At 34.3% G+C, this 23,086-nt stretch carries 19 protein-coding genes; 1 reads left to right on the top strand and 18 read right to left on the bottom strand.

The annotated features are described in order from the left end of the window. Positions 1-176 precede the first annotated feature (176 nt). Positions 177-752 (bottom strand): RloB family protein, encoded by a 576-nt coding sequence (locus tag ACOMCU_RS17265; RefSeq protein ID WP_421050836.1) that lies wholly within the window; start codon positions 750-752, stop codon positions 177-179. Then, a complete protein-coding gene (locus ACOMCU_RS17270; protein ID WP_421050837.1) occupies positions 749-2,026 on the bottom strand; it encodes an AAA family ATPase in 1,278 nt (425 codons plus the stop codon). Before ACOMCU_RS17270 ends, ACOMCU_RS17265 begins: the two co-directional genes overlap by 4 nt. 336 nt (positions 2,027-2,362) lie before the next feature. On the opposite strand from ACOMCU_RS17270, the gene ACOMCU_RS17275 reads away from it, so the two are divergent. Then, positions 2,363-2,821 (top strand): SRPBCC family protein, encoded by a 459-nt coding sequence (locus ACOMCU_RS17275; protein ID WP_010858168.1) that lies wholly within the window; start codon positions 2,363-2,365, stop codon positions 2,819-2,821. A 533-nt stretch (positions 2,822-3,354) separates the two neighbouring features. On the opposite strand, the gene ACOMCU_RS17280 is transcribed toward ACOMCU_RS17275, so the two are convergent. The 16 genes from ACOMCU_RS17280 to ACOMCU_RS17355 form a co-directional block, all read right to left on the bottom strand. Then, the gene (locus ACOMCU_RS17280) at positions 3,355-4,281 is read right to left on the bottom strand and encodes an NAD-dependent epimerase/dehydratase family protein (protein WP_010858167.1); all 927 of its coding nucleotides are present in this window, start codon (positions 4,279-4,281) and stop codon (positions 3,355-3,357) included. Between the two features lie 161 nt (positions 4,282-4,442). Beyond that, a complete protein-coding gene (locus tag ACOMCU_RS17285) occupies positions 4,443-4,970 on the bottom strand; it encodes a YceI family protein (protein WP_421050839.1) in 528 nt (175 codons plus the stop codon). A 375-nt stretch (positions 4,971-5,345) separates the two neighbouring features. Continuing rightward, the gene (gene srtB, locus ACOMCU_RS17290; protein WP_421050841.1) at positions 5,346-6,119 is read right to left on the bottom strand and encodes a class B sortase; all 774 of its coding nucleotides are present in this window, start codon (positions 6,117-6,119) and stop codon (positions 5,346-5,348) included. Positions 6,120-6,131: 12 nt separating this feature from the next. Continuing rightward, positions 6,132-6,902 (bottom strand): ABC transporter ATP-binding protein, encoded by a 771-nt coding sequence (locus ACOMCU_RS17295; RefSeq protein ID WP_421050843.1) that lies wholly within the window; start codon positions 6,900-6,902, stop codon positions 6,132-6,134. Between the two features lie 6 nt (positions 6,903-6,908). Continuing rightward, on the bottom strand, positions 6,909-7,874 hold the full coding sequence (locus ACOMCU_RS17300) for a FecCD family ABC transporter permease (protein WP_421050845.1): 966 nt from the start codon (positions 7,872-7,874) through the stop codon (positions 6,909-6,911). 105 nt (positions 7,875-7,979) lie between these two features. Then, positions 7,980-8,885, bottom strand: a complete 906-nt coding sequence (gene isdE, locus ACOMCU_RS17305) for a heme ABC transporter substrate-binding protein IsdE (protein ID WP_010858162.1) — start codon at positions 8,883-8,885, stop codon at positions 7,980-7,982. 15 nt (positions 8,886-8,900) lie between these two features. Then, positions 8,901-10,187: an NEAT domain-containing protein gene (locus tag ACOMCU_RS17310; RefSeq protein WP_421050846.1), complete on the bottom strand. Its 1,287-nt coding sequence runs from the start codon at positions 10,185-10,187 to the stop codon at positions 8,901-8,903. A gap of 83 nt (positions 10,188-10,270) precedes the next feature. Continuing rightward, positions 10,271-11,818, bottom strand: a complete 1,548-nt coding sequence (locus ACOMCU_RS17315; protein WP_421050847.1) for an NEAT domain-containing protein — start codon at positions 11,816-11,818, stop codon at positions 10,271-10,273. Beyond that, on the bottom strand, positions 11,818-12,417 hold the full coding sequence (gene isdC, locus ACOMCU_RS17320; RefSeq protein ID WP_010858159.1) for a heme uptake protein IsdC: 600 nt from the start codon (positions 12,415-12,417) through the stop codon (positions 11,818-11,820). Before isdC ends, ACOMCU_RS17315 begins: the two co-directional genes overlap by 1 nt. A gap of 426 nt (positions 12,418-12,843) precedes the next feature. After that, positions 12,844-13,416 carry a manganese efflux pump gene (locus tag ACOMCU_RS17325; protein ID WP_010858158.1) on the bottom strand — a complete coding sequence of 191 codons (573 nt, stop codon included), beginning with the start codon at positions 13,414-13,416 and terminating at the stop codon, positions 12,844-12,846. 327 nt (positions 13,417-13,743) lie between these two features. Continuing rightward, positions 13,744-14,730: an HD domain-containing phosphohydrolase gene (locus tag ACOMCU_RS17330; protein ID WP_421050848.1), complete on the bottom strand. Its 987-nt coding sequence runs from the start codon at positions 14,728-14,730 to the stop codon at positions 13,744-13,746. A gap of 289 nt (positions 14,731-15,019) precedes the next feature. Beyond that, positions 15,020-16,510, bottom strand: a complete 1,491-nt coding sequence (locus ACOMCU_RS17335) for a helix-turn-helix domain-containing protein (RefSeq protein WP_421050850.1) — start codon at positions 16,508-16,510, stop codon at positions 15,020-15,022. A 1,334-nt stretch (positions 16,511-17,844) separates the two neighbouring features. Continuing rightward, on the bottom strand, positions 17,845-18,015 hold the full coding sequence (locus ACOMCU_RS17340; RefSeq protein ID WP_155242377.1) for a hypothetical protein: 171 nt from the start codon (positions 18,013-18,015) through the stop codon (positions 17,845-17,847). Positions 18,016-18,137: 122 nt separating this feature from the next. Further along, complete coding sequence (locus ACOMCU_RS17345) at positions 18,138-19,064, bottom strand: ABC transporter ATP-binding protein (RefSeq protein WP_421050851.1); 927 nt, start codon at positions 19,062-19,064, stop codon at positions 18,138-18,140. 11 nt (positions 19,065-19,075) lie between these two features. Next, positions 19,076-20,287, bottom strand: coding sequence for an ABC transporter permease (locus ACOMCU_RS17350; protein ID WP_421050852.1), 1,212 nt, complete (start codon positions 20,285-20,287; stop codon positions 19,076-19,078). Between the two features lie 16 nt (positions 20,288-20,303). Next, positions 20,304-21,428 carry an ABC transporter gene (locus tag ACOMCU_RS17355; protein WP_196228867.1) on the bottom strand — a complete coding sequence of 375 codons (1,125 nt, stop codon included), beginning with the start codon at positions 21,426-21,428 and terminating at the stop codon, positions 20,304-20,306. Positions 21,429-23,086 lie beyond the last annotated feature (1,658 nt).

Raw genomic sequence — 23,086 nt, forward strand, 5'->3', positions numbered from 1 at the left:
GATTCATCACCGAAAGTTAGGAAGACATTTGTTAAAACTTCCTTGTTTGAAGTTGATAATAGTACGTATTTTTCTTTATTTTTGCGACTTTATTATATTCAGTTTAAAATTACAACTTAATTTCAATAAAAAAAAGCAAGCTTGCCGTCTATGGACAGAAAACTTGCTGTACTTTTTTAGAATATGTATTGGATCATTTCATGTATGTTGCAATAAGGATTGTCACGACTTTCTGTTTTTCGAAGCGCCATCATATCTGTACAATTCTTTATAGCAACCTCATGACGTAGCGCTATAGGAGCAATGATTTTCTCGTCAGCTTTATGACGGAAATAGCGAGCCACACCAAGATGTAGTTCCATTTTATCATTTAATACAGCACGCGGATATTTTGCTTTCACATCGACTTCTTCAAAGTGTAGCAGGAGCCACAGTTCAAAAGCTTCGTTTGTATAGGCGATATGAATATTTTTTTCCTCACAGAACACATTGACTTCCTCTAACTGTTTTTCTGTTAAATCATCCTTATCAAAAACAATCCATACTTCGTCAAAATATTGGTAGCTTGAATCTCGAAAAGCATGCTGTGCAAGCTTGATAGCGGAGCGCTTAACATTTTTAATTTTGACACTCACCATTTTTGAGCGCTTTAGAATACGCATTTGTTCAAAATAAATACGCTCCGTTTCACCCTCACAATAAATTAAGATTGTTTTACGTAGTGTTCGATTTCCTTGTTGACGTACTCTCACTGCTCAGATACCTCCAATTCACTTAAATATTGATTTGATAAGTATTCATTTATAACGGGTGTTGCGCCAAATTCTCCCTTTAAATAACGCTTTGCGTACGAGATATCCCCTCGTTTTTTCTGCAAATCAGCAAAATCGAATAAGGAATACAATTCAGATTCATTTTTAAAACTTTTATTGATAAACCAAATTTGATCGGAGCGTAGTGGTTGGTCCAATAAATCGATTTCATGACTCGTCACAACAAATTGATTGCATTTATTGCGCTTGCTGTTCATAATAGCCATTAAAAATTCGCAAATCGACACATGAAAAGCCGTATCAAATTCATCTATAAAAATTGTCTTCCCTTTATTGTATGCATCGACTATGACACATGCCAAATGAAGCATACGTACAGTCCCTTTTGAATCCATGGTCCAGTTAATTATTTCTGTGCCCAATGGTGTACCTGCTTCATCAAACGATAAATAATGTAAATCAATATCCACTTCTTGAATAATTTCTGGCGTATCAAATTCATAACCAATTGTATTCTTTTCTCTGCGCTCAACACGTCTCGCTGTCACATCTTGAATAGAAAAGTCTGCAATTTTTAGTAGCTTTATGACCTCTCCCTTAAATGGCTCCTCCTCCAGCTTACGAATGAGCGGATGACTCGATAAACGATGTGCTTCATCTAAAAATAAGATTTTATGTAAAAACCAATCAAAAATTTTCGTTGCATCGGTATCATTAAATACATTTAGCACCGATAAAAAGGCAGTATTATTGCGTGTATATTTTGTCAGCTCAAGTGACGTACTTTGTGCAGTTTCATACGAGTATTCCGTGCCATCCCACGTTCTTACAAATAGCTCCTCTTTTTTCATTTTCGATGTTTTTATAAGACGCTCAAACAATACCTGCTCTGCGTTATATTGTACTTCATAATCATAAAGAGAATCGTCTATTAATAACGAAATCATAAATTCTGTGGGTGTCCCTTGATATCCACCTAGCTTAAAAGGCTGATATGGCAAACGAAGCTGTTTAACATTATTTAAATTTTCAAAGTTAAACAACAACGAACGTAAAACTTTAATAGCTGCGAATAGATTCGATTTTCCACTACCGTTTGGTCCAAATATAAAAGCACTTTTCACCAGACGTAATGACTCGATTTTCATCGTATGTGTATCCTTCAATTTTCGAATTCGACTGCCTGCTATCATTGAGAATAATGTCTCATCTTTATAGCTTAAACAATTTTTCACTCTAAAATCTACTAGCATGAAATAGCCTCCGTTCAATCAATTCCCCAACATTCCATTAACATTAATTATACAATATACCAAAGATATTTTACGTAACGTAATTATTCATACAATGCGTATGCATAGCATCACTAGATAAATAACTTTAACTACCAAAGTATGGCCCTTTAAAAGTATGGCCCTTTAGTTAAAGTTATTAACGCTCAAATAGATTTATTACTTTACAAATGTTTTGTACGTTTACATGATAAGTCTGTTTAAAAATAGCTTTCATTATTTTGTTTGAAGACAAGATTTATAGGGTATTATTAAAATGAATAATTTTTTAATTATAGAAACTCGAGGTGTTTTTCGATGAAAGCCTGGACAAAAAGTATTGAAATAAATGCCCCAATCGAACATGTCTGGAAATTTCTTGACGGTTCTTTAGCTGAAATGCAAAAGATTATGCCTCAAGTAGTTGAAAACAAGCCTGTTAAAATAACAGAAGAAGTGGTTGGTAGTGTATATCGCCAAAAATATAAAGAAGGTAAGCGCATAGAAGAATATGATGTAGAAACTTTAGAATATACAAATACACCTGATAACAAAAAGATGAAAATAGGTTTTACACTTGCAAATATGTTTGAAATCACGGCTTTTTATGAATTAGATAAAATAAATGAAAAAGAAACTTCTTTTACATATACTGTAACTAATCGCCCGTTAAAATGGTTTGTAAAATTATTTTTATTATTTGCTACGGACAAGGTAGTAGTAGAATTTATAGAACGTGTAAAAAAAGTTGCAGAAACCGAAATTAGTAGCGAATAAATAGCAACCCAAAAAGCTTCCACTCCTAAGGAGTAGATACTTCAGACTGAAGACGAACTCAAAACATTGAGTTTGTCTTCAGTCTTTTTTTAAAAATAGAAGTCTCTATATAAATCCGTTGATTTCCGCTACGGCCGACGCTTTTCGTGGGCATGGCTTCAGTCTCCTCGTCGCTACGCTCCTACGGGGTCTTCAGCCCATGTTATTCCCGCAGAAGTCGCCGCCTGCGCTCCAATCAACTAGTGTACGTCTATAAATGATTGAGGTGAAGGTGATGGATAGGATGACGAAAAACTGCTATTGGTTTTAATTTTTTCTATCCATTAGTTACTCGTAGCGTACTACTGTCATGAATAGTGGCTATTTGGTATTACTATTTCTGATAAAATATCAAAAGGTATTCGGCATGTGATCATTCCGAATACCTTTTGTCGTCAAGCTGAAGCATCTCCCCTTTGGTAGATATTTTTTGTATCGAATAGCTAGCTTCCACTAGTAGCTCAGCAGAACTGTGAAAATGCTATTCAATACAGTTAAATTTCAACTATTTTTTCATTCTGTAATGCCTGTAATGTTCGTTCAATGCCTTCAGCAAAGGAAATCTTCGGTCTCCATCCAATTGCTTTCGCCAGTTTTTCATTATTTAAAAAAGAGTGCTCTATATCACCATCTCTTGCAGGCGCATATTGAATTTCTAAAGGATGATTCAAATGCTGTAATAATAAAATAACCTGATGAATCGACCATGCTTCATTTGTTGATACGTTATATGTGCCATTGAGCCCAACCTTTACACCCGCATAAATGGCATCTGCAATATCATCAACGTAAATGAAATCTCGAGACTGTTCACCATTACCATAGATGGTAAAAGGCTTGCCTTCTATACTGCTTTTTAACATACTTGGGATGACAGCCGCTTCTCCCTGCATGGATTGGCTAGGACCAAATACATTGGCAAAACGATAAATTAGTGTAGGTAAATGATAATCACGCTGCCACTTTTCACAATACGTTTCACCGATGCTTTTGTTTAAACCATACATAGAGACAGGTTCGCTTATATCGCTTTCATCAAGTGGAGGATAGTGACTATCACCATACACAGCAGCAGACGAGGCAAAAACAAAATGCTTTACCTTATATTTTGACGACAAAAAGAGCATCTGGCTAAGCCCTACTATGTTCGTTAAAATATCCTTCACAGGCTCTTGCATTGATCTTTGGACACTCGTTTGTGCTGCACAGTGAATCACGACATCAAATGCCACTTCCTTAAAGAAATGCTCACAAACCTCATCTTCCACATTTAATAGATAAGATTTGTGCTCAAAGTTTATATTTCTTAAATGCCCGGTACTTAAATTATCAATAATATAAATATTCGCACCTTCCTCAAAGAAACGCCTTGCCACAGCACTGCCAATAAAGCCATAACCACCTGTCACTAATACATTCATCCCATCGCCCCCAAAAACAATATGATGTTTTATATGCATAACTCACTAAAAATATGCAAACAACTTATTTTTTGGATTATTCTTACAAAATATAAACTTTATCATTTACAAAAAAACTGTGCACGAGAATATAGTTCCCGAGCACAGCTACGTCTGCATAGTTAAGCAGGATTTACTTCAAGTTCTACTGTGATTTTAATGTCTTTCCCAACGAGTACGCCACCTGTTTCTAAGGCTGCGTTCCATGATAAACCAAACTCTTCACGATTGATTGTCGTTTCTGCCTCGAAACCATAAACCTCTTGGCCCCATGGATTTGTACCTTTACCATTAAACTCTGTATTGAATGTTACCGATTTTGTTACATCTTTAATCGTTAAATCACCTGTAAGGTTATACGTATCATCGGATTTTTTAGTAATGCTAGTCGATTTAAACGTAATGTTTGGATATTTTTCTGCATCAAAGAAATCTTCTGCTTTTAAGTGATTGTCACGGTCTTCGCTACGCGTGTTGATACTTGTCGCATCAATACTAAAGCTAATATTTGCAGTAGTTAAATCTGCAAGATCCGCTGCTTCGATATGTGCTGAGTAAGTATCAAATACACCTTTTACTTTTGAGACCATCATGTGTTTTACTTGAAAGTTAATTGCTGAGTGTCCTAAATCAATGTTCCATTTTGCCATTTGTGAATTCCTCCAATGAATTGTTTTTATCTCGATTTCGAGATATATGTTAAAATATGAAGTAACTACTTTTTTTATGTTACCCTTTACTAAAAAGGTTAAACATTTGCAGTTACTTTAGATGTATTTCTATGATGACTTATTATAGTTACCAAAAGTAATTGATTACTTTATGTAACTTACTATATATTAATAAATACATTACGTCAAGTAATTATTTTTACACAATGAATTTGATTTCCTTCCCCCTTATTCTTTCGTTAGTTTGTCCTGATTGTTCATGATAATTATAAAAGGAGTTATCTCAAAAAAATTTATTTGAGACAACTCCTTATCACTTAAAGCAAAAAAGAATATTTTTCAGACTTACGAGCATTATCTCTTTACTAGCTTTCCTTGAACAACAAAGCGATGATCGTCGCTCATTACGGAATCTTTACACGTAGATAGTGTAAGGATTTTATCATCTGGTCCAATTTCTATATTCATATCAATTGTAGAACGCGCTTGGACCTGCTCTATAAATTGGAAAAAGCTCTCATTGCTCTTAAATTCTGTTTCAATGTAATAAAAATCAATTGTTGTTTCATATGCTGCAAAAACTTCAATATCATATCCTTCATAAAGCGTATCCAAATAAATCGTACGATGTGCGTCGGCATAATCTTGGTTTAAATAATTTTTCAGACTGCCAAACATTGTACCATTCTTCATAGCATGCCCATACAAAATAGTATTACGGCTCATATCGAGTGCATCATTACGATAATCCATAAAGACACTTCCCGCACGACTTTCACGATTTTTAAAATTATGATTCAAATAAAAATCATTATTGTCTGCTTGCAAAATTGGATTATTAAGTTTCGTATTATCCACAGAAATCCAACCAACAATGCCATCATTTACAGCTAATAATTCATTAAATTGTGGGCGTACCGTGTATTTCATTAAATCTTCTGTCGAAGTTAACGAAACATCAGCTTGTTTTTCAATGGTCTCCAAAGTTTCTTCATAAATACTTTGTACTTCCTTAAGTGATTTCGACGTCTCGTAATACGTATAAACATACTTCGCAAGTGCAAAGCCCGAATATAAAAATATGGCTAAATATAAAAATGTTAATAGCTTAGATATCTTTTTTTTCATCATTCCACCAACTTAAATCCCCAGAGGTACCATATAAAGCCCCAGTTGTTCATCCTCATTGAAGATGGCTTCGACTCCATATACCTCTTTTATGACTTCTTTAGTAATAACGTCACGCGGCACTCCTTCAGCCACAATATGACCAGCGTTCATCAGAATAATATGGTCACTATAGCGAATCGCTTGGTTAATATCATGAAGTACCATAACAATCGTTATGCCATACTTTTCGTTTAATGTTTTGACAAGCTCCAATAGCTCAATTTGATAATAAATATCTAAGTACGTCGTTGGTTCATCTAAACACAAAATTTCAGATTGCTGTGCTAACGCCATCGCAATCCATACACGTTGACGTTCTCCTCCCGAGAGCGCATCTAAATCATTGTCACGCTTCTCCAGTAAATTTGTACAAGCCAGTGCCCAGTCAATTACCTTCGCATCTTTCTCCTGATTGCGCTTTAACATCGAGTTGTGTGGTAGACGTCCAAAGCTCACTAACTTTTCAATGGTTAAATCCTTGGGTACATCATTTTGCTGGTAGACAATCGCCAACTTTTTTGCAAACTCTTTTGACTTATAATGCACTACATCTTTATTTTCTAATGATACATGGCCTGATTTTGGCAAGTTATTGCGGGACATTACACTTAACAAAGTAGACTTCCCACAACCATTTGGGCCGATAATTGTTGTTATTTTGCCCTTTTGAATGGCCGTCGTCACACCGTCTAAATGATTTCGGCGATTATCATGAGATACGATAATATCTTGTATTTTCATGTTTCGTCACTCTTTTCGTAGTAGGAATATTAAGAATGGTCCACCGATAATTGCCATAATGGTGGAGGCAGGAATTTCAAGTGGTGCAACAATAGTACGACCAATCGTATCTGCCACTAAAATTAATAATGCTCCTGCTAATGCGGTAAATGGGATAAGCACCTTATGATCGTAACCTACTAAACGCCGGGCAATATGTGGCACTAACAAGCCGACAAACGAAATAACGCCTGCCACGACAACTGAAACAGCTGATAATAGTACGGCAACGGCTGCTATAAGTAATCGAGCGCGTGCAACGTTGAAGCCTAAACTTTTTGCTGTTTTATCCTGTAGGACAAGAAGATTACACCAACTATATAACGCCAAGGCACCAACCAATCCCACTGTACCGTAAGTGACAATTGTCGAGACATCTTTCCAAGTGCGCATGGTTAAATTCGAACCGATGACACTAGAAGCCGATGTATTTAGTGAGCCACCTAAGCTTATAAACGCCTCCGTTAAACCAGTAAACATTGCATTAATAGCAATCCCCACTAAAATCAATTTCAGTGGACTCAAGCCTGACTTCCATGACAAGGCAAAAACAAGTGCACAGGCCATGGCCCCACCCATAAACGCTAAAACAGGCGTCACAAAAAATAATGCCGGGAAAAATGAAATAATGAATAACTGGACGAATGCTGCACCAGAAGATATGCCAATAACGCCAGCATCTGCTAATGGATTACGCATTACCGATTGCAAAAGCACACCTGCAACCGAAAGAGCCGCCCCGGCAAATAGCGCAACAATAATGCGAGGGAAGCGCAAATCACGAATTGCCTCCATTTGGCTATTATCTGTTTCAAATAATGCTCCTATAAAAGCAAAAAAGCCCATTTTAATGCTACCAGTTGTCGCCGCATATACCACTGTGACAAGCAACAACACTATTACAATAGAAAAACTTACTATTTTTTTTGTCATATCGATTTCCCTTTTTCTTGTCAAACTCACGCTTAACTTTAAATATAAGAAAAGCGCTCTATACAAGGCTTAGCTTGTGATACGAGCGGCAATTTCTAGTTGCTGTTAACGATAGAAGATCTCCACCAGCTGTCCTAAAGCTTGTGGCACCTGTAATGAAGCTGTTGTTCCGAATAATTCTTCCTCCAAATCATATACTTTGTCATTTTTCACTGCGTCAAAATGCTTCCATATATCATTTGTTTTAAATTCTTCGTCAAACATTTTTACAACCTCGTCGGGCATACCATGAGAAAGGCGTAAAATAATATCTGGATTACTATTATGCAGGTATTCTGTATTTGAAGATAAATACTCTGCATCCTGTCCTTCCATAACATTAATCCCCCCCGCACGTTTCACAAGGTCTCCAGCATAAGAATTTTCAGTTGCTACTAAATAACTTCCAGGAATACCAAGTAAAATTAATACACGAGGGCCCTCATTGTTGGCCGCAACACTTTGCACAGCTTCAATATTTTTTTGTAAGTCCGTGACTAATTCTTCAGCTTGAGCTGAACGGTCATAGCGTTCGCCTAATGATTTAATCTCACTAAGCATCGCATCTACACTTTGAAAATTTAAAAAGTTTACGGGAATCTTTAATTGTTTGAATTTATCTTGTAAATCGTATTCTAACGTTGAAACTGATAATACATCTGTTGGATTCAAAGATTTCACAATTTCCATATCAGGTTCCATTGCATTGCCGATAGTCGGTAAACCATCAAAGCGTGAAGCTAATACTTTTTCAGTTTCTGGCACAGCAATCGCGTCCAACTCTAGCTTATCTAAAATGTCCGCAACGACAACTGTGCCTGCAATAATACGATTTTCGCTTTGTGTAGTTGTTTTTATTTTTTCAGCAGTTTCCTTTGTTTTGTCTTGGTCATCTCCACCACTACAACCAGTAATTAAGAATAATGTCATGAGTGCCATGAAGAGCATGAGCGCTTTCCACTTTTTTTGCATATTGTCATCTCCTACTTATTTCTGTTGAGTTGCTTCTTTTTTAGAATTTTTGATGCGGCGAACAAGTAACCACCCTGATAAAATACAAATAATGATGAGCAAGGCCATTTTCACCTTATCTAATTGAGCAAGTTGCTGGGTTGTATTTCTGTCCATCACTACCGTTTTAGTAGCTGATTCCTTTTTGACTTCAGCTTCATTTGGTTCATCTTCAGCATCTCCTGCAGTATTTGCATCAAGTGTCCGGTCAAAAGCTAACAGTTCTTCCTTTGGTACAGTAGGGGTAGGTTGAACTGATGATGGCGCTAGTAGGGGTGGTTTTGTCACAGACTCATCTGTCAATTTACCCGGTGTACTCTTAACTTTCTCTTTAACAATGACTGGGGGCTTCACTATGTCTATCTGTTCTGAAGATTCCGCTTGTGGTTTGTTTAAAAATTTATCGACCTGTAGTTGGTCAAATTTTAGATTTACGAAATATTGATGATGATAGTCAAGCTCCGCAATATCAACCTTTACCCACATTCTTAGTGGCTGCTCTAAATCCTCAATTTCAAATTCAATAATTCGCATATTGTCTATAAGAGAGATAAGCTTCGGTGCCACTTGCTCCCCTTGTCGCTCTACCGTTAAACCTGTTATCCAAGCCGATTTTTCTATCGACATCTGCGCAAAGATTTTCCCTTCTTTTTCTATCATCTTTGCCACTGGCTTTACATATGTATTCATAATTGAGCTCTCTTTTTTGCCATCCACAAGAAGGACATAGTTCATTGTCCATTCTTTTTCAGCTATGTCATTTGGTAAGTTTTGTTCTACCTCATTAACTAATATGGACTCTTCACTTTGTATCTCTATTGGTTTAATAGACGCTACTTTTACTAGAAGCTCTTGGGTAAAAGGACGGTTATCTTCTCCAAATGGAAGGGCCATTAAACCCTTTACAAAAATCGGTTGCGTTAAATCTATGCCATCAAACTGAACTAAATTTTCAGTACTCTCTAATTTGAAAGGAAGCGTTCTTTCGCTTTGTTCAATATGTAAATTCGTCAGGCTATTGTTATTTTCTATCGACAAAGCTAAAGTATAGTGTCCATTCTCGACAATAAGTGTTGCTTCTTTACTGAAAAAACGACTTTGTTCCACTCCATCAATGGATGGAAAACTTAGTTCAACTTGATAAGATCCATTTTCTATGGCCTTTTCTTCGGCTTGTACATGCATCCAAACAAATTGAGGGAGAAAAGCTAAAAAAACAGCACTGAACGCAAACAAAAGAAAGTTTTTTCTATTTATTTTCATCAAGGAAATTCCCCCATTTTTCTTTAGAAGCAATAGTAACTTCCTTCCTCACTGTGTGAGAAAGGAAGTTACTATTTTAATGCTTATTGTGATTCCTCAAATTCATAGAAGAAATGTAAAGAATTATTTAGTATTTTCGCCATTTGTCCACGCGTTAATGGTTTGTTTGCATTGATGTAAGTTTTACCATCTTTTGCAACAGAACCAGTCATAATGCCTTCTTTGTTTAGTAATGAGAATGCTTCTTTCGCTTCATCATTAGCAATTGTTGATGCGTCAGCATAAGGCAATGAAATGTCAACTTTTAATTCGCCTTCAATAGCTTGAATTGCGCGGTAGATCATTAAAGCGCCTTGTTGACGTGTTAATGTTCCATTTGGATTGAATTTATCACGTGTTTCAACAATGCCATATTCAGCAAGGGCATTAATTGCATTTTCTGCTTCAATACCTTTAATATCTTGGAAGCCAGCAACTTCAGTAGCTTCTAGTTCTAAAGTACGTGCAATCATTAATGCAAATTGCGCACGAGTTAAACTATTGTTCGGATTAAATTTATCTTGCGCTACGATAATGTCATAAGCAAGTAAATTTAAGATTGCATCTTTGTTTTCATTGTTGTCGATATCTTTGAATGGATTATCAACAGTCGTTTCTTCTGTTACAGGTTGGTCAAAATTTACGTCAAATTTAAATTGAACTTTGTGAACTGAATCATATTTCACACCAGCTTCATTTACAATAATATGAATTTCTGCCGTTGTAAGTGCTTTAATGTCTTTTACTTCAAACAAGTAAAGGCGCTCATCTGTACCTGTTTCTTCCTCGTCTAATTCAGCGTCCTGACCATCAACTTTAAATGATTGAACATATTGACCTTTAGGGAAAAACATACCTACAACATATGTGCCGTCTGCTTTAGCTACTGCTACTGTAGAGTCAATGTAATCTTTCATTTTTGACTCTTCTTTAGTGCCGTCTTTATAAACAGTTACTTTTCCTTCATATACTTCTACGTCTTCATCTGTCACTTCTGTTTTTTCAGTAGTTTCAGTTGCTTCTTTATCTGTTACCACTTCAGTTGTTTCTTCTTTCTTTTCTTCTACCACTTCAGTAGTTGTTGTTTCTTTATTTTCAACTGCTTTCAAATCAAAGTCATACCATGTATCCATTTTACCTTTAGGTGTATCTGCAACTACATGAATTTTTGCTGATAGTACTTCACCAGCTACAACTGGAAAACTGTATGTAATTGTGCCATCTGCATTTTTCACTTCTGTAGCATCTGCATACTTATCGCCTTGTTTTGTTTGTATGCCTGCAATCATCGGTGCAGATTTCGCTGTTACTGTTAATTTCGCCTCGAATTTCCCATTTTTCTCAACCATTGTACCTTCCGTTACAAGATGAGAGCTAATAGCAGGTTGTGCTTCTGTTGTACCAGGTTTAAAAATTTGGAAATTTACTGTAGTATCAGCTTTCTCTGATTTAGTTGTTTCTGCCTTCACTTCAGTGTTCACTGTTGTTACATCAGCTGCTTGTGCAGATGCAAAAGATGGTACTGAAAGTGATGCAGCTAGTAGTGAAGCTAGTACGATTTTTGTTGCGCGTGATTGACGTTTTTTAGCCATTATAAATCCTCCGATTTTGTTTGTAGTTTATTTCTATAAAGTAAAAATGCTGATCCTAGTAAAGCGACGATGAATAAATAAGGTGTAGCATCGCTTGTCTGAGGATTAGACACTTGACTTTCGGTTGTAGTCGGCGTTGGTGATTTAGTATCGTGTGCTTGCGTTACAGTCGAACTTCCTGTTGACGCTGCATCGAATACTAATGAAACGCTATATTCATGGTGATAATTAATATCATCGATATCAATTTTCATAGATGTAACTACCGGTTTTGTTAAATCTTTTACTGTAAATTGTACAACACGAGTGTCAGCTGATTTATCTTCGCTTACAACAGAAGCACCACCAGGTGGTTGGAATTTAGTAATCCATGCACTATTTTTCAAGGTAATTTGTACAGTGGCTGTCCCATTTTTCACAGTTACCTTTGCAGGCTTTACGAAATAATCATTCGCAATGGACGCAGAGCTACTTTCTGGTTTATTCACCTGATATTTTACAGAATGTGTGCCATCAGCTAGTTGAGCAGATGCTTGAGGTAAAGCTAAATTAAATACAAACATACTGACTAGCATGACCAACATCATTATCTTCTTCATGAGTTGCATGCCTCCTCTATTAATAATGGAAAATTTTTATCTATTTTCCATCAATCATTATAATTGAAATAAATTATATTCACAACGTTATTCATGAAAGCAATTTCACTTAAACGAAAATCATTCTCAATTACAATTGTTATTTCCAAGAATAATCGTTGATACCAGTGTCTGTCAACTACTAAACCAAAATCGACCTTAATATGTCAAAATTTCCTCCAATCAAAAAAGGCGCACTACAAAAAGTCTCTGCATGCGCTCTTTTTATGTAAATACCTTTAACGAAGAAGCTATGTACAAAATCACTTCTTAACCTGATTTTGTGGAGTTGAATCCACAATGTACATGTACGGTATTACAGTTAAAGTTATCTCAAAGTAACATCTTCTTTATTTTAATAAATCTATTAACAAGACGAAAACAAAGCTATTTAGCAAATATCTCAAAAATACCAATCATAATTAATAGCCATCCAGAAATTGCTGTCGAATACTTTCCTATGAATGTTTTTGTTAGTAAAGATCCACAATGACTACCAATTGCGACTGATAAAAATGAGAAAGTACCAATAGATATAACTGTCCATATAGCTGAAATGCCATTCGCTCCAATTGCAATTCCCCCCGCTAAACAATTGGCTGATAAGACGAATCCGAGTGTAATGGCTTCCCTAAATGTAATAACATAATTTTTATCATCATCAAACAATTCAGAACTACTCATTATCCCCTTTTTAGAAAAGCGATTGGACAATAACGTCCATATCCCAATTACACATAACAAAAGACTTCCCAAAAGATTTGCCGTATGTGCTGAGATATACTCAATTACTGTGCTTCCTGCTGTTACTGCAACGTATGTGACAATCATTGACATAACGGCAATAACTGCGTTTGATAGGACTGGAATTTTCATCTTTTTTACACCATAAGCAAGACCAATTCCTAAATTATCTAGATTAGCAGCAATACCTATAAAAATGATGGTGATCCAATGCATTTGCAACCTCCTCAAAACTGATTAACCATGTTTCAGTATAATATGAGTAAAAAAATATTTTGTTCAATGATGGCTCTTCATCTGACTCAACATTGGGTGGAGTGGAGGACGCGACGCCAGCGGAGCAGTCGAGACCTTGACTGGAAGTGACGAGGAAAGTGGTTCAGCCCCGCTCACGGAAAACGTTTACCCGTAGTGGCAATCAATGGGTTTATCCATCTAATTTATTGTCCGCAAAAAAGCCTATTACCTTTTTGCAGACAAGGTAATAGGCTTTGGAATACGAATGACAGATACATGTGCATTTCCTATGATTTTTCCAAATCATTAAGATTTATCAATCACTTTTATGAAAGCATCTACTAAGGATGGTTCAAAGTGAATGCCCTTTTGTTCGTTCAAATATGTCAAAGCTTCTTCTTTAGACCAAGACTCCTTATAAGATCTTTTACTAACTAAAGCATCATATACATCTACTATGGCTATTATTCTCGCTTCTAATGGAATAGCTTCTCCCTTAAGTCCTTCAGGATATCCAGTACCATCCCATTTCTCATGATGATATTTAATAATGTTACTCGCTATTTCCATATTCTCAAAAAGATTATAATTCATTACATCAGATATTTTATGTAGTACTTCAATCCCGATAAGTGGATGCATTTCTATTATTTTGCGCTCATAGAATGTAAGTGGCCCAGGTTTATAAAGTACTGATTCGGGAATACCTGATTTTCCAATATCATGCAATATACTATAATAAATAATTTTATCAATATACTCAACTGGCAAGCTGTTCTTTCGCTCTTCATTAAGGGCTAACACTAGTTTCTCTGTTAATTTTTGTACTCTTAAAAGATGTTCTACAATACCTATGTCACGTATTTCACTTGATATTGCTAACACTTTAAATAAATCTTTTTGTTCCTCCTTTGCTCGATTGTTTTCTTCTACTACGAGCTGTTCGGCAATTCGGGTAATTCCTACATAATAAACCTGTTCATGTACTTTAATGGGCGTCATCGTTATAAAAGAATACCATAATTCTGATGTTTTTTTTATATCTACCAACACTCCAGACCAGGATTTACCATTCTTTAATGCATTTTTTAATGACTTATATAAAATAATCGGCTTCATATTAGAGTTTAAAAATTCAGCTGTTGTTCCAATAATAGATTCTCTCTTATGACCTGTGATAATTTCGTATTGATTATTGACCTCTAAAATTATTTGATTATCATCTGTAATTACAACTGCGTCACCCAGTTTTAAGTAATAGGTTAGCTCATCTGGAATTTTTCTTTTAATCATATGCGCCCTCATCCTTCGTTTAATTCGTAAGCATTGTTATTGCGTTTTCGTGTTTTTTTCATTTAAGATGTTGTTAAATTTGAATAACATTCATTTCGCTGCACTCGCTTTAAAGGTTCATTAAGTATCATCAAAGGCCACATATCTTCGTACCAACCTAATACTTTTTTTAACTATCCCTAATTGGTTACTTCTCTCTTCTCTCATATATATAAATTTAAGCGTTTTCAATAGAAAATCTATTAATCAGTTATTATTAATCAATATAAGGGAATTCAAATGCATGCTATTATATTTCACTTATTAAAGTTTTTAAAAGTTTATTTGATACCTGGTTTTTTTTGAAATAAATTTCCTGTAGTCTTTTTCCTAACCTTTCATAATCACTTTTCTTGGGAACAGAATTCCATACAAATATTCCTTGTGTATCTTTATTAATATTCATATATAAACAATCTGTAATAATTAACTCTGCCTCTTCATCTTTTGGGCACAACTCAACATGTACAAAAACTCGCTTAATCTGATCGAATAAATATGGAATGTCATTTAACATGGAAACAACTTCAATTTTAATGGCATCTCTATTCATAACATCAATGGATTGTTTTAATAATTTGTGATACCTTCCTATCAAAGTATCCTGCCGTTTAAAAATAATGGAGAATTCTTCATTTTCCAAAAGACGTTCATAAAACTGATTCATAATTTCTATTTGATCAGTTTCATGCATTTCAAACCTCTTCTTATAAAGGTCTTCTTTAAACAAGTAGAGCGGTCCAGAAAAAATCATCATATAATAATGGAGATGAAGTAAATTCACAAATAACACGCCATATTCTTCTACATTTAAGACAATAGAAAAATGATCCATAAATGTTTCTATCCAATACAAAGTTGCTTGCACAAACAATTCCTGATTATGGTGCTGAGCAAAGTTCATCATAAGACTTACTGCTTTATCTTTTTTATCATAATGTTTTAAACAACTGATAAAATTAAATGAAAACATCAATTCTAATTCAATCTCTTCAGCAGATAAATTTGTTAGTTCTTTAAATATTAGCCTGACTGCTTTTGAATAATTGTCATAATGATAATGATGTTTTGTAAAAGTAGTGTACATTGGATCATTGTCAATTAAGAAACCTAATTTAGCTCGTGTTAAACAAATGGCGAGCCAATATATTACCGATTCTGGAAGTTCTAAATTCACTTCCTTCAGTACTTTTAGAATGTCCTCTCGGGTAATTCGTGTAAATGGCCATACTTCTCCCCAACACGAATTCCAATAAAACAAATAGTAAAAATAGCGAAATTGTTTTTCATTCCCCTCAAGCGTCACCATCTGTTGGGATGTATACTTTAACTGAAATTGTATAAGTAGAGGTTTAATTTTATTTATACGTCGATACATAGAGGCCATACTTGTAAAGTGCTTTAATGAGAAAGAAGTAATATCATCAAATGTATTATGAAAAATCTCATCACAAGCTTTATATGTTAATGAATTTTGCAAATAATGTCGCTCTACTGTTTTAATAGAAAAATGATCTTTGTAATCCAATAAATAATACTTTGATGTTTTTGCCTTTATGCAAGCAGAATCTGTTATTATTTGTAAGTCTAAAGAAATCTCCGATAATATTTTCAAAATGGTTCTTTCCGACAACTGCATATCTTGAGCTAATTCAAAACTTGAAAAATATCGTTTTTCATTAAAAATATGGTGTAGGACTTGTACTTTTTGTAAAGTAGAACGATCTAAAAAATTATACATAGTTTCACCCCAAAGTCTTCAACTAACATTTCTGTCAGCGTAATGCTAACTATTTACATATAGTTTCCAATAAGCGAGTTTATACAACTTATATATAGAATTATGCCGTAATTTCACAGTTCTAATCCCACAAAGCGTTGAAACTAATAACATCATCAAAGTTAATATCAGGAATATAGATCTATTAGGTTAATTCTATTAATGTATAAACTTTAGAACTTTTCTTCGAACATATACACCCATAAAACAGGTATATAGTCATTATTTCTGAGTATTCAAATTGTAACGACTATTTCCTAATAATCAAAATCACTATTTGTTTTTATTAAAACATAATTTGAAAATTAACTTTCCTTGATATCTCTTATTACAAGCTAATTTTCAATCGTTTGTTACTTTTCCCCTACGAAACTAAATTATCTGAAAATTCCACTTAAAACATAATAAATACTTATAGTTTTTATATGTTTTAAGTGCACTCCCTAAGTTCATTTCAATAAATACAAAAGGTGGAAAGAATTTGGGCAATTGAGGTCTCATTGCGAAAACTGTACAACGAATATGAAAAGTTATGGAATGTGGTGGTTAAGCGAGAAGTGAAGGATTGTCTATTTTATATAATCATTGTCCTAAATAGAGCAATAAAAAAAGATACTGTCTGCAAAATACAGACAGCAACTTCTTGGGCTTGCCTAATTTAAAGTGTCCTTTAAAAGGAGACCGTTTAAATCAATGAAAAGTATAGAGTAATCTTTCGCAAATAGTTTAATCAATTTAATTTAATACTTCCGGGTGAAATTCATCTTTTTGGAAGTAATTATCATGTGACCAGATATTTAATTTTGCCTCTTGTGCGTCTTGTTGGATTTCACGGAAATCGAATCATCCCATTTGCAAAACCAAGGCTTTTCATAATCGCAATCCCTTGAACTTCCTTCGAAATTAAGAGTCTGACAAATAGATTTGTAATAAAAAAGGTAACTAGACTCACAACAACTATAATTACCCCAATGATCATCTTTAGCTACATCAATACCCACTACTGGGTTCATTTTTTCTCCTCCTACAGCGCATTCACCAGTAACCCCTATACCTCCAATTAGTATTATAGCTTCGCTTGTTATACGAGATCTAAGTCCCAACCAGCCTCAAACATATTTCTACAAGTAGGGGGTGATTTTCTCTTCCGTAATTTGATTTTTCCCATTGTACTTAAAGTCTGTTACGAACCCTCTTGCATTTGTTATCTTTTTCAAATTACCGTTGCCATCATATTCGTAAGAAGTTTGTTGCTGTTTTGGATCGACAACAGTTTCAAGTTCATTCTTTAAATTTTAGGAATACTTTGTTTCATTGCGTTCTCCATTTATAGATGCTGTAATATTTCCAGACAAATCTTGTACAAAAGTAGTGGTGTTGTTATGTGCATCTGTATGGTTAATTATTTTTTTGGCATCCTTATAATTTGTTTCGTAAACTTCTTTAATGCCATCGGATGTTTCCATCACCCCACACGAGCTCGCGGCTGGCATTCAGGGTGCGGATGATAGTGAACTCCGGTTCCGATTTGGTCATGTTCATTGTACCCCTCCTTCGTGGTCATAATATTTTAAGTGGTTGTCCTTTTTTAACTAACTGTCTCATTTCTATCTTCATGATAATATATTGAATACAAATCATTTAATGTAACTTTACCAAATGCAAAATCCACCACATTTCTCTCAACTAAAAAAGATGTAAGCGTACTTAATAAACTTGCCTCAGAACTTGGTAAATGAATTAGTGACATTCCGTTTGTAAGTGTTTGAAGTTTTATATTTGGAAATAGCTCTCGGAGTTGTTTTTTAGTATTATCCTCCATGTTTTTTACTCGAATAGTTTTAATATGCGCTTGACTAAAACCTTCTATTACTTGATTGGTATCAACTAGCTTTCCTTTATTAAATAAGAAAATTCGGTCTGCATATTTCTCTAAATTATCAAGTAAATGGGAGGCAATAATAATAATCTTACCTTCCGCCTTTTTCTTTAATAATATTTTCGAAATAATTTCTACATTATTTGGGTCAAGTCCGTTCATTACTTCGTCCATCATCATAATTTCCGTATTTGTGACAATTTGCATTGCAAAGCATAGACGTTGGCGCATACCAAGTGAATACGTGCCGGTTTTTTTATTCACATAATGCCCCATATTTAATGCTTCGATTGTTTCATCAATCAGTTTTAAATCGGATTGCCACATTGTTGCAAACATTTTTAAATGCTCGCGCCCACTTAAGTGATTATACAAGTCACTTTGGTCTGGCATCATCGACACGAATTTATGAATTTTTACTTCATTTGATTTATTCGAGTAACTTAGACCATCCTTAAATACTACCTTTCCTTTCATAGGTTTCACATAATTCATTAACACATTCATAAATGTGGATTTTCCCGTTCCATTTGGTGCAACAAGCCCGATCATTTGACCTTGCTCAAATGTCATTGAAATATCATTTAACACTTTATTTCCCCCAAATTGCACGGTAATATTTTGAAGCTCAATCACCTTTACCCCTCCTATTTAATTAGCTTATATCGCCTATTCAATGAAATAAGTATCATTAAAAAAATGACAACCCCTGCTAGTCCAAGTAACAGCTGGAATCCTAAAATAAAATCTAAATGATCGTTCATATAATAAAAATTTCGCCTTTTTGAAATAATTTGACCTACTTGAATGTAAGATGTCGGATAGTATTGAACGTCCCAAAAATAGCCGACGTAACGGCTGGAATAAAAATTCTCGCCAAAAATAAGGAGCAAGCCAACAACGAAATTTACCATCTCACTGCGGAATATAATACTGCATAATAGCACAACGTTGATAATGACGATAAACCAGGTAAAAAGCAAAATTATGGATTGTTCTAAAAACGTACCTAATATCATCATTTCAAATTTACCTTTCACACGCCAATCGAGATGAGCTGCATACACAGGAGATGGTAAATTGAAATTCCCAAAACCGGATTGTAAGCCTATAATACAGATGCCAACTATAAGCGGAACAAATAATACCATGCTACCTAGTAGTGCAACTAACATTTTCACAAGTAGCTGTTTCCAATCACTAATTGGAAATCCCTTTAAAATAGATTGATGACGTTGATCTTTTTTAACAATATCAATTGATAAAAGAAGTACACAGACAATTAAAATAATTGGAAGTACTCCCTTTAATAAGCGTTCGAACGTTTGAAGAGCTGTACGTTGTTCAAAAATTTCCAATGATAACTCATAATCTGCTTTCGAATAAGTATCATAACGGACAGCCTGCTCTAAATAGGCGTAGAAGGCATCATCTTCTGCATACTTGTTATTTTTTATAAAATACTTTGAGTTATATGAAAATGCCTCATTTCTATATGTAATCGAATTCGTAAAGTAGTACCAGTCGCGAGTTAAATCTGCATATTTTTTAAAACTTCCCTCATCTAATGCATCTAATCTTTTTTTATCTATAGGGTTTATTTCCTTAAATATTTCAATAGCATAAATAACGGAAGGATGAACATCATTTAAATCTTGTCCCTCCATATGATCTAAAAATTCCTGACGTGTTAAATAGCGCGCCTCAATTTCTTCATAATCAACACTTTCAATCGGATTGTAAGTTGGCGCTATTTTAAATACATAAAAAAAGGTTGCAAAAGCAAGCAAAATATATATTGCTAAGTTTTTTTTATTCGTAAAAAACTGCTTGAATTCAAATTTAAAATAACTCCACATGCTTATAATACCTCCCCTATGCCCTACTGATTTTTCCTGTTGTGAAAAATGTTTTAATAACGAATAACATTAAAATAATACTTATACATATGATGATTAAGCCTAAACTCATAGTAATATCAACAGGCTTCGCTAAATCTACCGGTAAGCCTCGTAAAATATCATTGAAGTTCATGAAATTAAAAGGGTTATAGGGGATTAAACTAATAAGAGATGGAAAAATCATCGGTAAAAAGAATAGAATAAAGTGTACAAATAATGTTAAATACATATTTTTTAATAACACATTTAAAATAATCGACAACAGCATTACAAAAATTGAAATTACCATCATATAACCAACGCTCATAGCAATATATTGAATCGTAGATATTAATGTGGCATTTCCTACATATATCCCTACAGGCTCTAATGGGTTTCCAAGTCCATTTATGATCCACAATGGAATTGCACAAATAAAAATGAGCAAAATGCTTGTAACTATGGATAAAAAAGCAATAATGCATTTAGATAAAATATAGTGATCAAATCGGACAGGAAAGCCCTGAATTATACTAGAATGCTCAAAGTCATCAAGTAAAATAGAACTTGTATGGAAGCTAATAAATATGTACCACCCTGCTCCAACGTGTACAAAGAAAAATAATAAAAACGGCATGTACTGAAATAAATCGGATATTGTATCCTTTCCCTCATCAATCATCCTCTTAAAATAAAGATAGTCCATAGAATTTTGCAATTTAGAAGGTAATAATCCTGCAACATTTTCATATCCTTCTAATTCGAATGCCTCTTGTCTTAATTGTGCGAGTTGAAGTGAAGTCTCATAATACATAGATTGTTTGTCCATCGTTAATGCAGCTATTTGTAAAGCAATATTGCTTTTTTGTTTAACTAAATTTTTATATAAGTCGCTTCCGTCTCCTGTTTCTAAAGCATCTTTAACTTGAAACTTTGAAAGTATAGCTTGTGCTGAATAATAATCACCCTTTTTCTCGACAATTTGATTACCAACGGCTTGTGCATTTATATAAAACATAAAGCCAAAAACGATAATAACAACAGCGACTAGTGCGACTAAGTTTTTCCGATTCGCTCGCTCAATAACTAGACCTACTTTTAAAGCTCTTAGCACCTTCATCCTCCTCACTTTTCAATCAAAGCATTTACAGTACTATAATAAGATATTATGAATATTTTTACAATTCTTACATTTCAAAGATTTCAATATAAAGTTTGTATATTTCGAAGGAAAAGATATTCATTTGGAGTGGTTTCAATTAACTTCTTTTTGAAAGCAATAATCGCTGTCGCTTTTGATACATAGCACATGTAATTTTTCTATGATGGTTTTCAGGATGCCTTCTGGCTATCCTTCGTATGGTTATCCTCCATTTAGGAATCCATCGTTTGGCTATCCACCATTCGGATACCCTAACAGATTCCCTAGGTACTAAAGCACCCACAACCTTTTTGCTATTTTTCTGGCTCTAAATTTATCCTTCTTTATCGTAAGTGTTCCTTGTAAGTTGGAGACATTGGCATATAAGTATTTCAGCCTGCTACCGTTTCTTTTGTTTCAACATCATAAATTGCATATCTACCTCTAAATTCTTTTTCAGTGCCTTTAAAGGAGTAAAAGAAATAAACTGTCTATCAGGACTAACAGTCTGATGGTAGTTAATATCTATATCAGGGTAAGGACGAAGAATATTTCCATCAGAAGTTATATAATTTAATCCTTCTATCTCATTAAACAATAACTTTTTTCTAATATTTACAGATGCTTCAGGCATTTCTTTAAAAAGAACAGTATCAAAATGTCTTTCACAAGAAGTACCCTTCGAAGTAGGGTTCCCATCTGAAGGTATAAATTATTGTAAGAGACAGTGATTATAATTTCTGTATCGACGCCAATTGGTTGGATGCCCAGTGACAAAATATCCCCAAGAGAATATCCAATAGCTGCAACCCGTTGGTAGGGCGTATATTCGCGCTCTGATTCAGAAAGAATTTGGGAGGTGGGAGACTTTGACTGAATGAAGATAAAAAAATTATTTGATTATTGTTGACAACCAAGTTGATAATGATTATCATTATCATATAAAGATTATTCCTCCTCTACAAAACAGTGTAGAGAGGATGAACTTTAGCTACTTTTCTCCAGAAGTTTGCTAATTCATGATTACGCGCCTAAAACCCCCCTCATTTTTTAGGAACGTGAAAATTTCAGACGACTCATTCTAAAATAGGATGAGTTGTCTTTTTGTATGTTTCCGGAGCATTTAAAAATAGCACATAGAATGACCTGTTATGAAGATATAGTTTGTTATATATCGCTTTTTTTCCTAAATATCATTGTATAGTAACTATGTAGTATACCGACACTGAGGCCTGCCAAAACAATAGGTTTTGGGAATGCAATACCTTTCTTATTACAATCCCGTCTGTCACTTTATGAGTTATTTTGCACTATAAGTAAATATAAAAAGAGCCCAATTATAGCTTTAGAATAAAGATTGATCAAATTAATACTAATAGCCTTGATAAACAAGCAAAAAGAAAGAGCGTGTTTTGAAAAAAGATTAATCAAATCACGCTCTTAATATATTTTATTGAATCATTCTTTTATAAAAAAGTTTGATCATTTCTATGATATTTCCTCCATTAAAGCGCCCGATTGTTGAAGATCGTTTTTCTTATTGAACTAACGCATCTGTTCGTTAAGTGTATCTCTTCACAATTACTTGATATTATATAGGTGAATAGAAAGATAAATTAAAATTTAGTTTAGTAGTT

Source organism: Lysinibacillus sp. UGB7 (assembly GCF_049058285.1).
In the GTDB taxonomy this organism is placed as follows: Bacteria; Bacillota; Bacilli; order Bacillales_A; family Planococcaceae; genus Lysinibacillus; species Lysinibacillus sphaericus_B.

What these genes read in the sequence shown, in the direction of transcription:
- ACOMCU_RS17310 (WP_421050846.1), bottom strand. Translation starts at nt 10,187, where the DNA reads ATGAAAATAAATAGAAAAAACTTTCTTTTGTTTGCGTTCAGTGCTGTT.
- ACOMCU_RS17315 (WP_421050847.1), bottom strand. Translation starts at nt 11,818, where the DNA reads ATGGCTAAAAAACGTCAATCACGCGCAACAAAAATCGTACTAGCTTCA.
- ACOMCU_RS17350 (WP_421050852.1), bottom strand. Translation starts at nt 20,287, where the DNA reads ATGTGGAGTTATTTTAAATTTGAATTCAAGCAGTTTTTTACGAATAAA.
- ACOMCU_RS17335 (WP_421050850.1), bottom strand. Translation starts at nt 16,510, where the DNA reads ATGTATAATTTTTTAGATCGTTCTACTTTACAAAAAGTACAAGTCCTA.
- ACOMCU_RS17270 (WP_421050837.1), bottom strand. Translation starts at nt 2,026, where the DNA reads ATGCTAGTAGATTTTAGAGTGAAAAATTGTTTAAGCTATAAAGATGAG.
- ACOMCU_RS17325 (WP_010858158.1), bottom strand. Translation starts at nt 13,416, where the DNA reads ATGCATTGGATCACCATCATTTTTATAGGTATTGCTGCTAATCTAGAT.
- ACOMCU_RS17285 (WP_421050839.1), bottom strand. Translation starts at nt 4,970, where the DNA reads ATGGCAAAATGGAACATTGATTTAGGACACTCAGCAATTAACTTTCAA.
- isdE (WP_010858162.1), bottom strand. Translation starts at nt 8,885, where the DNA reads ATGCAAAAAAAGTGGAAAGCGCTCATGCTCTTCATGGCACTCATGACA.
- ACOMCU_RS17295 (WP_421050843.1), bottom strand. Translation starts at nt 6,902, where the DNA reads ATGAAAATACAAGATATTATCGTATCTCATGATAATCGCCGAAATCAT.
- ACOMCU_RS17300 (WP_421050845.1), bottom strand. Translation starts at nt 7,874, where the DNA reads ATGACAAAAAAAATAGTAAGTTTTTCTATTGTAATAGTGTTGTTGCTT.
- ACOMCU_RS17340 (WP_155242377.1), bottom strand. Translation starts at nt 18,015, where the DNA reads ATGGAAACATCCGATGGCATTAAAGAAGTTTACGAAACAAATTATAAG.
- ACOMCU_RS17280 (WP_010858167.1), bottom strand. Translation starts at nt 4,281, where the DNA reads ATGAATGTATTAGTGACAGGTGGTTATGGCTTTATTGGCAGTGCTGTG.
- ACOMCU_RS17355 (WP_196228867.1), bottom strand. Translation starts at nt 21,428, where the DNA reads ATGAAGGTGCTAAGAGCTTTAAAAGTAGGTCTAGTTATTGAGCGAGCG.
- ACOMCU_RS17330 (WP_421050848.1), bottom strand. Translation starts at nt 14,730, where the DNA reads ATGATTAAAAGAAAAATTCCAGATGAGCTAACCTATTACTTAAAACTG.
- srtB (WP_421050841.1), bottom strand. Translation starts at nt 6,119, where the DNA reads ATGAAAAAAAAGATATCTAAGCTATTAACATTTTTATATTTAGCCATA.
- ACOMCU_RS17275 (WP_010858168.1), top strand. Translation starts at nt 2,363, where the DNA reads ATGAAAGCCTGGACAAAAAGTATTGAAATAAATGCCCCAATCGAACAT.
- isdC (WP_010858159.1), bottom strand. Translation starts at nt 12,417, where the DNA reads ATGAAGAAGATAATGATGTTGGTCATGCTAGTCAGTATGTTTGTATTT.